General features: G+C 58.9%; 11 protein-coding genes and 2 pseudogenes. 7 read left to right on the top strand and 6 right to left on the bottom strand.

The window, feature by feature from the left end; genetic code table 11:
* Positions 1–67 precede the first annotated feature (67 nt).
* From ASC80_RS16290 to ASC80_RS16265, 7 genes and pseudogenes are all read left to right on the top strand, one after another.
* Positions 68–445 carry a hypothetical protein gene (locus ASC80_RS16290; protein WP_056299353.1) on the top strand — a complete coding sequence of 126 codons (378 nt, stop codon included), beginning with the start codon at positions 68–70 and terminating at the stop codon, positions 443–445.
* 122 nt (positions 446–567) lie between these two features.
* Complete coding sequence (gene hisE / locus ASC80_RS16285) at positions 568–999, top strand: phosphoribosyl-ATP diphosphatase (protein WP_056300841.1); 432 nt, start codon at positions 568–570, stop codon at positions 997–999.
* Positions 1,000–1,062: 63 nt separating this feature from the next.
* Positions 1,063–1,644, top strand: a complete 582-nt coding sequence (locus ASC80_RS16280; protein WP_056300838.1) for a YqaA family protein — start codon at positions 1,063–1,065, stop codon at positions 1,642–1,644.
* A gap of 369 nt (positions 1,645–2,013) precedes the next feature.
* On the top strand, positions 2,014–2,427 hold the full coding sequence (locus ASC80_RS16275; protein ID WP_056299349.1) for a hypothetical protein: 414 nt from the start codon (positions 2,014–2,016) through the stop codon (positions 2,425–2,427).
* 174 nt (positions 2,428–2,601) lie between these two features.
* Positions 2,602–3,561, top strand: a pseudogene (locus ASC80_RS24455) (NAD(P)H-dependent flavin oxidoreductase); the annotation flags it as partial.
* Positions 3,562–3,579: 18 nt separating this feature from the next.
* A complete protein-coding gene (locus ASC80_RS24450; RefSeq protein ID WP_349509674.1) occupies positions 3,580–4,380 on the top strand; it encodes a thioesterase family protein in 801 nt (266 codons plus the stop codon).
* 609 nt (positions 4,381–4,989) lie between these two features.
* Positions 4,990–5,592, top strand: coding sequence for a hypothetical protein (locus ASC80_RS16265; protein ID WP_006022661.1), 603 nt, complete (start codon positions 4,990–4,992; stop codon positions 5,590–5,592).
* 50 nt (positions 5,593–5,642) lie between these two features.
* On the opposite strand, the gene ASC80_RS24190 is transcribed toward ASC80_RS16265, so the two are convergent.
* From ASC80_RS24190 to ASC80_RS23210, 6 genes and pseudogenes are all read right to left on the bottom strand, one after another.
* On the bottom strand, positions 5,643–6,476 hold the full coding sequence (locus ASC80_RS24190) for a DUF2971 domain-containing protein (protein WP_006022660.1): 834 nt from the start codon (positions 6,474–6,476) through the stop codon (positions 5,643–5,645).
* A gap of 41 nt (positions 6,477–6,517) precedes the next feature.
* A complete protein-coding gene (locus tag ASC80_RS24445) occupies positions 6,518–6,883 on the bottom strand; it encodes a hypothetical protein (RefSeq protein ID WP_237863170.1) in 366 nt (121 codons plus the stop codon).
* Between the two features lie 253 nt (positions 6,884–7,136).
* Complete coding sequence (locus tag ASC80_RS16250) at positions 7,137–8,411, bottom strand: DUF4238 domain-containing protein (RefSeq protein ID WP_006022658.1); 1,275 nt, start codon at positions 8,409–8,411, stop codon at positions 7,137–7,139.
* Between the two features lie 39 nt (positions 8,412–8,450).
* Complete coding sequence (locus tag ASC80_RS16245) at positions 8,451–10,316, bottom strand: competence protein CoiA family protein (RefSeq protein ID WP_006022657.1); 1,866 nt, start codon at positions 10,314–10,316, stop codon at positions 8,451–8,453.
* 39 nt (positions 10,317–10,355) lie between these two features.
* On the bottom strand, positions 10,356–12,146 hold the full coding sequence (locus ASC80_RS16240) for an SIR2 family protein (RefSeq protein ID WP_006022656.1): 1,791 nt from the start codon (positions 12,144–12,146) through the stop codon (positions 10,356–10,358).
* A 56-nt stretch (positions 12,147–12,202) separates the two neighbouring features.
* Positions 12,203–12,473, bottom strand: a pseudogene (locus ASC80_RS23210) (ArdC-like ssDNA-binding domain-containing protein).
* Between the last annotated feature and the right edge of the window lie 33 nt (positions 12,474–12,506).

Below are 12,506 nucleotides of genomic sequence, written 5' to 3'. Positions count from 1 at the left end.
AAGATGGAATTATGGGTTTTCCTTCTGACTGGCTCGGGTGAGCCGGGGAAACCGTGAGGATATTGCAATGGGTACAGTTTCGCTTTCCAGGATCGGCAAGGGTATTGCGCTGGCAACGGCTGCCGCCCTGCTTCTGACAGCGGTCGAACCGCAACTGGCTCAGGCAAGACCGGCGTCTTCCACGGTGGCTGAAAATGGCACCGCGGCCAGCGCGGCGACCGATATCAGCGCTCGCAAGCGGCATCGTCACTACCGCCGTCACAGCGGAAATGCGGCGGGTCTGGCGTTCATGGGCCTCGCGCTCGGGACCATGGGCGCAATTGCCGCCGATCAGCGCCGTCGCGATTATTACCGCGACCAGTACTATTACGGCGGCAGTCCCTATTACGGCCGTCACTACTACGGTGGCCCGGCTTATTACGGCCGCCCCTATTACGGCTATTGATGCCGTTACCACTGATTTGACCAGGTTCGCCGGGAGCAATCCCGGCGAATTTTTGCGTTTGGGCCGTGCGACACCATATTGCCGTTAATACGATGGCGACAGCTTTCCAGTACGTTGGTGTCATGAGTGATTCGATGGAGCGGCTTTATCAGGCGGTGATCGCAGCCAGGGATCTCGATCCCGCGGCCTCGCGCACGGCTCGCTTGCTGAAACGCGGCCCGTCCAAAATGGCCAAGAAACTCGCGGAAGAGGCGATCGAGGTCGTGATCGACGCGGTCAACGGCAAGCCTGATGCGGTCATCCGCGAGAGTGCCGATCTGCTCTACAATCTGTCCGTGCTTTGGGCCGGAGCCGGGGTTCGGCCCCAGGATGTCTGGGACGAGATGGATCGTCGGGAACGGCTGCTGGGCATCGCCGAGAAACTCCCCAAAGTCTCCACGAACAAGAACTCGTCGCAATCGGCTGCTCTTGTCCCGCAAGATACCGCAGCCACGCGGGCGTCCCGGCGACCAATTGTCGCGCTGCAGGGCGGGCGCGCTGGCAAACGCCGCTAGCCTTTCCTTCAATCCACCGGGCCCCGCATGGACAAAACCGTGCAGGGATGGTTCATCGCCCCCATGTTGAGACGTATCTACGACTGGTGCATCGCCGCCGCCCATAAGCCCTATGCTCTCTGGTTGATGGGGGCGGTGTCTTTTGCCGAAAGCTCGTTTTTCCCCGTTCCGCCCGACGTCATGCTGATTCCGATGTCGCTGGCGCGACCGCAGCGGGCATGGCTCTACGCGCTGGTCTGCACGGTCACGTCGGTCGCCGGCGGTGTCGTCGGCTATGCGATCGGGGCGCTCCTCTACGATTCCGTCGGGCAGTGGCTGATCCAGCTCTACGGTTACGGCGACAAGGTCGAAGCTTTTCGCGCGTCCTATGCCGAATACGGCGCATGGATCATTTTGCTGAAAGGCCTGACGCCGATCCCCTACAAGATTGTCACAATCACGTCCGGGTTCGCCGACTACAACATCTGGCTGTTTGTACTGTTCTCGGTGATCGCGCGTGGCGGCCGCTTCTTCATCGTCGCGATCCTGCTCAATCGTTATGGCACCTGGATTCGTACGACGATCGAGAAACGTCTTGGTCTGTGGGTCGCGCTCGGGACCGGTGTTCTGGTGCTCGGTTTCATCGTGGCGTTCAGGCTGTTCTAGTGTCCCGAATCCGAAGTTCGCCTGCTTTTGTAGCGGCTTCTTTGCGAACTTCGGATTCGAAAGGACACTAGCAACTTTATAATTCTAGTGTGGTTCGGTTTGGAAATTCGCTTGGTGAGCTCGCAGCTGCAACAAAGCGAATTTCCGAACCGCCACACTAGCCGAATAGACCTTTGCCCACCCCGTCGGCTGCGCTATCTTCAACGACGTCTTGTCGCGCGGGCGTTTTGCGCATGGAGAGGCGATTTGCGCACGGTCATGTCGGGGGCACTTGTACTGTTGCTTGGATGCAGCAGCGTTGCATGGTCCCAGGCCGTCCAGCAGCAATTGGCTCCGGCGCAAGGAGCGTCTGCACCGCCGGTTGCTCCCATGCCTGCCGCGCCTCCGGTCGATCCCCCGCCGCGCAGCAATCCGGGTCTGGTCGAAGAACTCGGAAAAATGTTGCGCAATTCAGCGTCGAGCCTGTCGTCAACGCTCAAGGATTCGCGCGAGGCCATCGAGGACCTGAATTCGCGGGCGCGTGACGCCACCGAAGATCTGCCGCGCCTTGGTCCGCAGACGGTGATTCATGGCCGTGCGGTCTGCCCGCTCGCAGCCAACGGCGCTCCGGATTGCAGGACCGCATCGGATCAACTCTGCAAGGCCAAGGGCTACAAGTCAGGCAAGAGCGTCGATGTGGAATCGGCCGAAAAGTGTTCGGCAAAAGTCTATCTGTCCGGCCGCACCGGCGCGCCGGGCGAGTGCAGAACTGAAAGCTATGTGACCAGCGCGGTCTGCCAGTAGCCGATTGTCATTTCATCCCCATGCTCGAAGCATTGCCATGAGCGTGAAAGTTCTGGCATCGTCGCCGCGAGATGATGCGGATGCAGAATTCAATTCCGCAGAGTGAAAATAGCGTCGGACAACGCGTGCCATTGCTGGCGTGCGGTCCGCGCGCGTGACGAAGAGGATTTCAGAATGTCGATGCCAGCCTTGTTCAAGGGCCGTCTTTCCATTCCGGCGATCGGTGCGCCGCTGTTTATCGTGTCCGGCCCCGACCTCGTGATTGCCCAGTGCAAGGCTGGTATTGTCGGATCGTTTCCGGCACTGAACGCGCGTCCCGCAGCGATGCTCGATGAATGGCTGCACCGGATCAAGGAAGAACTCGCGGCTTATGACAAGGCGCATCCCGAGCGTCCATCGGCGCCGTTCGCGGTCAACCAGATCGTGCACAAATCGAACAACCGTCTCGAAGCCGATCTGGCGGTGTGCGAGAAGCATCGCGTGCCGATGGTCATCACCTCGCTCGGCGCCCGTGAGGAATTGAACCAGGCGGTGCACGGCTGGGGCGGCATCACCTTCCACGATGTCATCAATCAGAAGTTTGCCCATAAGGCCGTCGAGAAAGGCGCCGATGGTCTCGTGCTGGTGGCAGCCGGTGCCGGCGGACACGCGGGCTCATTGTCGCCGTTCGCCTTCGTCGCCGAAACCCGCCGCTGGTTCAATGGACCGATCGCCTTGTCGGGCGCGATGGGCAACGGCCGCGCGATCCGCGCGGCGCGTGTGCTGGGTGCCGATTTCGCCTATATCGGGTCGGCCTTCATCGCGACCAAGGAAGCCAACGCCGTCGACGGCTACAAGCAGATGATCACGGCATCGGGTGCGGAGGACATCGTCTACTCGAACCTCTTCACCGGCGTGCATGGCAACTATCTCAAGCATTCCATCGTTGCCGCCGGCATGGATCCGGACAATCTTCCGGTGTCGGATCCGTCGAAGATGAATTTCGGCACCGATGCCAGCGGTGAACGGGCCAAGCCGAAGGCGTGGAAGGAAATCTGGGGCAGCGGGCAGGGCGTCGGCAGCGTCGACAGGGTGGTGCCGGTCGCCGAACTGGCGGCGCGTCTCAGGAAAGAATACGACGAAGCCGTCGATCCCGCTGTGATCGGTGGGGACATGGATACTCTCTCTCGGGTGCCGGCCATGGATGCCGTGTTTCGTGTCGATGGAAAGACTGTGCTGGTCAGCGAACACGCCGCGGGGCCGTGGGACGCCGGGATGCAGCATGGTGGCGCGCCGTCGGCGCTGGTGGTTTGGGCGGCGGAGGCGATGCCGACGGCGCAGCCGATGCAGATTGCGCGGATCACCGTCGATCTGATGCGTCCGGTGCCGATCGCGCCTCTGACTATCGACACCGAGGTGGTCCGCGACGGCCGCAAAATTCAACTATGCACGGTTCGTCTTCTGGCCGAGGGCATCGAGGTCGTCCGGGCGTCGGTCTTGAAGGTGCGAAAACTCGCGGTCGTGATGCCGGCAGATGTCGAGGCGGAAAAGCCGATCGATGTCGCGGGTCCCGATCGCAGCCGCGAAGAGGACAGCGGCGACAGCAATAAATTTCTCGGTGGTGTGACGCTGCGCGCGGCGCAAGGCGGCTTCCTCGCGCCGGGACCGTCCGCGATCTGGTTTCGCCCCGACCGCCCGATTGTTGAGGGTGCGCCGATCTCGCAGGCGATGCGTGCGGCGCTCGCCGCCGATTGCAGCAACGGCGTGTCGTCGGTGCTCGATTTCCGGAAATGGATTTTCATCAACGCCGATCTCACAGTCACCTTCGCGCGCGAGCCGGTCGGTGACTGGATTCTCCTGAACGGCGAGATGACGCTGGGACCGGACGGCGGCGGTATCGCCGTGTCGCGCCTCGGCGACCAGCAGGGCTACTTCGGCCGCGCGGTGCAAAGTCTGGTGGTCGAGCCACGCTGACGCTGTGAATGGTCGCTGTCCGGAGGCGTGCCGGCCATCTGGCAAAGGAGCGGCCACGCGAAAGGATGATGGTGCCCCTGGCCGGCAGTCACCTATTTCCTTAACTATCCGAATTTATGGCGATTTTAGTCACGGATTGCTGCCGATACCAGCAGAAATACCAGCAAGCTGAGACGCGCGGTACTCGCTGGCAAAAAATAAGCCAGCAGGCTCCCCGGCAGCAGGCGCGCCCCATGCCGTTCTGGTCTCCACAAGCGCCACGACCGGAATCGAACCCGGCTCCGACTCGAATCCCGATAGGATCGCCCAAACTTGATATCGCGAGGTCAAGGGAGCGCCTTGTCATGCGTAGTCTTTACACTTTGCCCCACGATGCCGAGCGAGATACGTACCTCGTGTTGAACGACTTCGGGGCGAGTCGGTTGCGCCTGGCCAGACCAACACTGAAAGCGCCGGCAGCGACCACTACGCCCGCGGCTTCCGCTCGATCGCCTCGACCCTGCTTAACGATGAGGGCACGTCGGCAACCGGAAAGCAGAAAGCCGCCGTGCGCCTCCGTTTGGCGTTTGCGTGATAGTGGTAATGAAATCATGACCGCAGGATCATGCCATGGCTGATGTGCCGAAGCTCGTCGAGGAATTGTGGAGCTTAACGCTGCTCGAAGCTATAGAACTCGCCGAGATTCTGAAGAAGAAGTGGCGACCGCCGGAGGTATCTCTAGCCGATATAAAGCGCTATCTTCCGCATTGGCCCGATGCAGTCATTGAACTGTGGCTGTTCTACCTCGCAAACCGCAGCGCTGGCGATACGGGTTGGCCGCCGCCGGAGCCGCTCGGCAATCACGCATGGGCAGCCATCCTTGGATACAGGCCCCTTTCATGGTGGCGAGAGGTTAGCTGGAAGCGCGAAACGACTGACTGTGGCTTTGCAAATCTCTGCCAGGGTACGAAGGTCATTGTGGCGCAGATATTGATGGAGAAAGCAAGCGGCACCATTGATGAGGAGACCGGGAGGCGATTCAAGAGGGGGGCCGATTACCTGATGAAGAATGGCGTCTTCGAAAAGCCGCTAGTTGCGATAAGGCTTCCCGATGGCTTGAGCATCCTCGACGGTAATCACCGGATAAGCGCATTCTGTGGCCTGCAAGAAACCCCCGCCGAATTACTGGAGCCGCGCGGTTTAAAGAAGCCGGCGCCCGAACAAGACCTATAGATTGGGACGCACAGCGGCGGCGAAGTGCCGCTGGATTATCTGCCTAGCCTTTAGGCCGCGCCGTCTACCGCTTTGATGCCGAGCTTGCCGAGTTCATCGCGGAGGAAATCGAGGTCGCAGCCGGGGCCGGGAAAAACCTCCGTGATCGTGCCATCTGTCATGGCCTTTCGATAATCAAAGCCGAGTTCGAGTCCGGGGGCAAATTCCATTTTCGTGCCATCGGCCAAGACAAAATGTCCCATGCCAATCGCCGAAAGCGAAATACGCAACTCGCGCTCATCAGCATAGCTCTTGTCCTTGACGTAGGTGTAGCGGATCGGATTGGGCATCCGATCGATATTTTCCCGCACCTCTTCCCACGACAAATAATCGACGATTCCGTAGTTTACGGAGAATATCTGCTTGCAGGCGTTTCCCCGGTACAGCAGTCCATTCCTGACGCTCATGATCTCATTGATGACGGCACGCAGCTTCGCGAAATCGAAAGCGATGCCGACTTTACCATGTGCGCTGCCGTTCCCGTACTCGTGCCAGATGTAGTCGGAGTTCTCCAGCGAGAAGCAGCACGCATAGGTCCGGTTTCGGCAGCGGTCATAATAGTCCGCCCCAGAGAAATCGGGTGCCCTTTCGAACTTGGCGGCCTCATTGGCGGCGCGATCTTGTTGCAACTGCTCACCGTCATGCCCGTCGGCATTCCGGAAGTCCTTGTAGCTATCGACCCGGTTGAAATAGAGGTATCCGCCGCTCACCGACCGGAGCAGGTTCTCAATCGTCATGATTTTGTAAAGCTGTTGCCCGTCCGGCGGTGCGGTCAGCGTTCCGGCGTGCGGTTCGATGGCCCCCAGCGCGGGGTCGAACGGAGCATTATCGGTGTTTTCGGTCATGGCAGCAGTGTGAGGACTTAGCGGCTGCGCAGATCGGCGGCCTAGCTTGCTCTCGTTTCGACCCTCGGCAGCGAAGCATGATATTCATCTATGCTGTTGAGATCAATCATGGTCTTGCCCCCCATCTTGTAGGCCCTGATCCTCTCGTGGGCGATCAGCTCATAAGCTTTAGTTCTTCCAAATTTGCCATAGCGGCAACCATCCTTGAACTCGACGAGCCGGCGCCGCTTGTTGTTATCACTCTCAACCATGAGTCCCTGCAAGCGCTTCGATGATCCCCCGATAAGATCAAAACCGCGCTGAGTGAGATGCGCATATCCATGGCGCGACGCTGTCGGTGCGGGCTCGCCAGAAGACCTACCGTTGTGGTGGCTGACGAGATTCCTGCTGACCCGTTTCGGCGCCATCTACGCGTAACCCAATTGCCATGCATCGATCTAAATTGTCTACGATGCCAAACAAAGGGTCCCCTGATGCCGCCCCCAAGTCCAGAGTGCTGTAGCGTGCAAATCGGATGGACGAGGAAGCGCGGCTCGCGGACGCTTGTATTGTCACCTAGTGCTTTTGACGTGAGAGGTTGCGCTGCATGCTGTGGAACAGGCCTGTGCTGCCAACTGCTCGAAGTTTGATATCGGGGACCTGCTCGCCGGAAATGGAAGGCTACAAGCGGTTGCGATCGAGACGCTTGCCTAACTCTCTCAAACTGGCATCGCGGTGAACTACGCGGAACCAGCCATCGGCTGTGTTTCCAAGAGGCTCCACCATGGCAGCGCCCAAGGTGCGCATGGGGCGTCCATCGACGTAGAGTTCGACACGGAGCATGCCCTGATCCGATGCCATTTGGGCTAACAATGTGATCTGGCCGGTCCGAGCGGTGATCCCTTCTCCGGAAGGATCGATTTCCTCGATTGTGAGGATCCCGTGATCGGCAGGACCGCGTACTACGAGGTGTATTCCCGATTGCATCTCTGAATGTCGTTTAGACGGCCGTCCCATTTCGCCGAACGTAAGGTGTGTCGTGACGGACCGAAGGTGAGGTTGCTGTTCCAACGCTTCACGCGCGCGATCGAATGTGTCGGTGGCCGCGTAGAGGTACCGCGCACTATGAACCGTTTGCTGATGATTGAGGAACAGGACCGCATCTTCATCAATATCGATCGGATTGCCGGACCTGAGGCCGTCTCTGTATCGGAACACTCGCTCCTTTTGATCTGCCTCGAGACTCGCTTGTTCAGCGAACTCATAGCGCTTCACAATTGTCGGGCAGTGCAAGGCAATCATAATCTCTGGTGAGATCGGCAGGACGACTAGTATGCCGTGCGAAGTAAGTCCGAGTTCCCCATAGGGAAAAGCATTCATCACTGCGGTGGGATGATCAGAGATTATGAACCGATGGTCCCCGTTTGCTCGGTATAAGGCGGGATACAGGCGCAGAAGCGCGACGACCTGCTCGCTGCGATCAAGGAATGTCCGTACTGCGCCGAGGCGCAGTGCTGCATCGGGGGGCGTCGCCATGGTCGGATTCTGATCCGGATCGTAGCCGAGCTGCCGTGTGATCTCCCGAAGACGATCAGCGAGGTGCGCCCGCGTGGTTCGACTGAAATGCGTGCGAAGCATCTGGGTGGCGAACAAGTCGGCCAAAGCAAGCCGATCATCCTCGGATAGCCAGGCTAGCGATTTGCGCGAGAGGATCTCCGCAATAAGCAAAGCCGACCGGGTGTCGACTTCCTGGAACAGATCTTCGAAGTTCCACTTGCTGGCGCCGAGACTGATGGTGTTGAAGTCGTTCTCTGAGCCAGCGTTGAGGATCGAAGTTCGGAATGATCGATCCGTTTGTTTGTCGAGCACATAGAGAAAACGGCGCTCCGCGTCCGCAGAGAAATTTCGAAGCTGCGCCTGTGGTACGAAGTGGTGCTTTTTAGAAGGCCGGTTCATTGTCTCTATGCGGTGTATTGACACAGAACATCCGAGTTCCTATCGACGCGAACGTTTCGTAGGTAGCAGCTCACTACACCGCTGCCGGGTAGCATCATCAACCGTGAACTCCTCCGGCGATTTACCACCTAATTCCCGCCTCCTGCCTCGCATCCATAAATTAGCTCGCTCGTCGTCGTAATACCGGGATTGGGCGAGCGCGGCGAGCTCCGCCACGGCTTTTGCCTTCCGCTCGCTTGCTCGATGCTGAACCTCAATCTCTCTTGCTCGGTAATGGAGCGCGCGGACCGCATCCTCGTGACCAGCTTCGCTATCCAAAGCGACCTCGATGGGAGGGCGTCCCCCAGTGTTAGAGTTTGTCGTCACGAGCCAGAGTTCCGCTTCTCTCCCGATCTGTCGAAGCGCGCGATGCTGCAGATCGGCGACGCGGGCAGCTTTATCTGCCTCGATTTTCGCTTGATTGGCGCGTTGACGTTCGGCTTCTTCTGCATGCTTGCGCTCAAGTGCGCGCGCCAGGGCGCCGTGGTAGGGAAGCCCAAAAAGGTCTAAGCGTTCTCGCGGCGAGAACCGGATTTGCGTCGCGATATTATCCAGGTCGTTCGTGAGCGATCGCCACTTCGTTTCATCGAAGTCGATCGCATCACGAGGTGAATGGCCGCGTTCCGGGAGCATTGAACTCCACCATTGTTCAAATACGAAAGCAGCGGTCTCATCCGCTGGAAGAGTGGCAATCAGCTCCTCAACTAATTGACGGAGCTCGCGCGTACGCTTGACCGGTCGCGCGCGGAGCTCGCGCGCCTTATCGATCCGTGCCTGTAGCGTATGTGAGGGCCGCCAAATCTCAGTCGGATCCGAATGAACGAAGCCAAGGCGCTCGAGTTGCGTTAGATATGCTTCGACGGCCTGGAAGGGGGAGTTGAACGGAATCCCGGCCGCTCGCACCCCACATACGATTTCGTCCGAAATGTCAGCAAACGATGAGTCGAGCCATCGTCTGCTTCGGAGTGCCGCGAGCCCATTTCGAGTTCGGAAAGGCGTTTTCGTTGGAGCGAGCAATGCTTCCAGAATAGCCGCTTGCCATTCCGCAACGGCCACTGTGAAGCAACCAGCCCCATATACCGGCAGATTGATGAGGTCGGCGAGGCCGTTTTTCCGGGCCGAAGATTCGCATGCCCCGCTTCCCGGGGATTCTGACGGTGAACGATGGCGATAGGAGCCGCGGTAATTTTCGATTTGCGTCCGCCTCTCCTCTGCTCGCTGTAGCGCTCTCACTTCGAGGCGTGCGCGCGCTTCACGTTCCCGCGGATTGTGCAGCCATGTTCGCGGCGCGTCGTAAAGTATCCGGTCTCCGATCTCGCTGAGCTTGTGGTCGCGGTACTGGGAGAGGTCGATCTCGATTGCGCCGACATCCATCGCTTGGATCCGGGCGATTTTTATTGAGTCGCACGGATGAGTGACCTTGAATTCTACGATGAGCCTGCGATCGCGTAAGAGCAGCACGACGTCGGGAACGATCTGCCCATCTTTGGTTTCTAGGATCGCTCGATCGAAAGTACGCTTCGCCGCCCGGACAACAACTTCGCGATCCTTCTGCTCCTCCACGACCTGCGCTGGCAAAGTAATTTCCAGGCGCTCATCCAAAATGAGTTTCGCAAACTTATGCAGGGCCGTCTCGCCGGCGGACGCGCATGACCGGCCATCTTGCTGAGCATTGTGCGCAAAATGGTGGGCCTGCACATCTCCCTTTTTCGCAACCATCCGCCTTCCGCAGCCGGGACAGACGCAGTTGCAGGCGAGCCCGGAGGGCACCTCGCCAATATGCAGGAGTCGACCATCGGCAGATTCGGCGACGAAAGCGCCGCCTTGCTCCGTACAGGCAAACAGTTCTCTCAGGCGTATAGACATCGTCCGGCTGCTCCCTGGCCGGTATCGCCAGGTGGAGTGTCAGCGCCACTCCATCCATCGTGCTACCCGTGATAGGTTTTCCAAGAATAGATCGAGGTATGCTTCACTGCCCAATGCGAACCCTGCTTTAAGCAGTTGTTGCCTGGTAGGAGTTGATTTCAGCTCGTGTTCTATTGAGCGTCGCCCCTCGCTTCGCCAGCCGATGCGACCGACAGACATCCTAGCCTTCCTGTCGCCGTTCTCCAGTTGATCCTTCAGTGCCCTTTCACTGTTCTCTTCAAGGTGGACCAACGCCCCCAGCGCCTCAAAACGATCGAACAGCAGAGCATTGTCTGTGGGGACGCCCAAAAACGCCGTGCCCCACTCGAAGGATACGTCGAATAGATGGTCGCTGAGTGGTGTTTTTCGGCGGTTGTTGCCTGTCGTGAAACCTTCAACGTTATTCCAGAGATTGTCGTCTGACCCCCTCCAGTCCCACAGGAAGAGCGAATTCACGAGACGTTTTGGGTCCCGCTCGTCCCTAGGCATCGAGAGAGAAAACAGGTCATGCAAGGTCTTCCAACGCTCTGCTCTCGCAAGTCCGAGCCCATATGCAGTCATGAGCAGAACGGCCGGATACGTCCTTAGATCAAGCCATATATTCAGGCCGCTGCCCACCTTGTTCGCCCTGGCAACGACGCCGCGGATCGTATCGGCAATGAGTGCAAGCTCGGCGTCATCCCCCCATCGTCCGAGAACACCAAAGGCTTTCGCGAGCGGCTCGGTAGTGGCCTCATAGAGTTTAAGGCGTCGGCGGAATTCCTCAACGGACCACACACCCTGCGGAGAGAGCTCCTTCGCGTCGAGGCGGTCGAAAAGCTTGTTAACTTCCTGTGTGATGACTTCATCGAGTCGAATGCGAAATTCCGGCCTCGCAACGTACCGCTTGATAGAGCCGACGAGGATATCAATCGTCAGCGGACTCTGCTTCCGAGTCTCGGCGAGTGTTTTCACCAGCTCGGCCAACTTCAGAAAAAAGCTATCGGCGTCGGCAACCGGAATGGTCACAGCCTTACGCTGACTGATGATGGGCTCTGCGCCGCTCCCAACTTTCCCCCGTATGCTCCAGAAAGTAGGGTAACGCCTGTTAGGAGCGCGCAACAATGCTGCCCGTAGCGCGTCATCCCACTCGCCTGACCAACCGCAAACTATAAGACCGTGCTCATCCAAAATGCGGTCGAGCAGCGCATCGTATTGCGGCGGATACACGCCTAACTCTTCGTCGGTATTCAGGATGCGTGCATCCTTGTAGTCACCATGAAGCTTCAGCACGTAGCACGGGCTATGTGTGAGCGGCTCGGCTCCTGACAAGCTGTCGACGGAGGTGACGACAGTTGGCTCAACGCCAACTTCTCGCAGTGCATTTTCTAATAGCCGATCGAAATTGGTCGTTAGTATCACTCGGACATACCCGTCGCGAACCAGGCCCGCGATTGCATGGTGCGCGGCTGTCGGAAGTTTCTTACCCTCTGCACGATCGTCTTCGTCAGGCTCGATGTACGAATGTAAGATGGATCGCCGTTCGGCAGGCGAGGCCGCCAGTCCTGCTAGAATCGCTGAATAATCGGGTTCCGCACCATACGTTTTGCGATACCACGTCGCCCAATCGGACTGATTCTTGACGCCTTGCGCGAGCGCGACTCGTCGAACTAGGTCCAAAGTGATTTCCCATCCAGTTGGAATCCCGGCTGCACGAGAGAGACCAGAGCCGAGAAGCAAAGCATAGACACCCTTGCTCTCGAACATCGAGAATGCGAGCTGAGTAATCGGATCGCTTGATAAAATGCTCATGGCAGGCGCGAATCACTAGGAGGGAAGGGTCCGAGCATAGCAAGATTGCGCAGCAATCAATCGCCGCTCGCGCCTGCTCGGGCGCGCCGCTTCTCGTCGTCGGGTACGAATCGGTCGGCGTACACGACGGACGTGCCGCGCTCGCCGTTGCGGACATTGCCGCCGAGCGCGAGCGCCTGGCGGAAGGTGGGCCCGCTCTGGCCCGAAAAGCCGTGCCGCGGCGCTCCAAAGGATCAGCACGTTGATCCCGGAATAATTCCGCCCGGTCGCGGCGTTTGGCAAGTGGCGCCTTCGCAGCCGCCGTCCTCCAAGGTTGGACCCAGGCACGCGCCCGGCCTCAAGTTCTGCGATGATATTGTC

Origin of the sequence: Afipia sp. Root123D2 (genome assembly GCF_001425835.1) — a bacterium.
Lineage (GTDB): Bacteria > Pseudomonadota > Alphaproteobacteria > Rhizobiales > Xanthobacteraceae > Afipia.
The sequence above is the reverse complement of the archived record's forward strand: the minus strand, read 5'-3'. Positions and strand labels throughout refer to the sequence as shown.

Coding starts and splice junctions, on each gene's coding strand:
- ASC80_RS16290 (WP_056299353.1), top strand. CDS start 68: ATGGGTACAGTTTCGCTTTCCAGGATCGGCAAGGGTATTGCGCTGGCA.
- hisE (WP_056300841.1), top strand. CDS start 568: ATGAGTGATTCGATGGAGCGGCTTTATCAGGCGGTGATCGCAGCCAGG.
- ASC80_RS16280 (WP_056300838.1), top strand. CDS start 1,063: ATGTTGAGACGTATCTACGACTGGTGCATCGCCGCCGCCCATAAGCCC.
- ASC80_RS16275 (WP_056299349.1), top strand. CDS start 2,014: ATGCCTGCCGCGCCTCCGGTCGATCCCCCGCCGCGCAGCAATCCGGGT.
- ASC80_RS24450 (WP_349509674.1), top strand. CDS start 3,580: ATGGATACTCTCTCTCGGGTGCCGGCCATGGATGCCGTGTTTCGTGTC.
- ASC80_RS16265 (WP_006022661.1), top strand. CDS start 4,990: ATGGCTGATGTGCCGAAGCTCGTCGAGGAATTGTGGAGCTTAACGCTG.
- ASC80_RS24190 (WP_006022660.1), bottom strand. CDS start 6,476: ATGACCGAAAACACCGATAATGCTCCGTTCGACCCCGCGCTGGGGGCC.
- ASC80_RS24445 (WP_237863170.1), bottom strand. CDS start 6,883: ATGGCGCCGAAACGGGTCAGCAGGAATCTCGTCAGCCACCACAACGGT.
- ASC80_RS16250 (WP_006022658.1), bottom strand. CDS start 8,411: ATGAACCGGCCTTCTAAAAAGCACCACTTCGTACCACAGGCGCAGCTT.
- ASC80_RS16245 (WP_006022657.1), bottom strand. CDS start 10,316: ATGTCTATACGCCTGAGAGAACTGTTTGCCTGTACGGAGCAAGGCGGC.
- ASC80_RS16240 (WP_006022656.1), bottom strand. CDS start 12,146: ATGAGCATTTTATCAAGCGATCCGATTACTCAGCTCGCATTCTCGATG.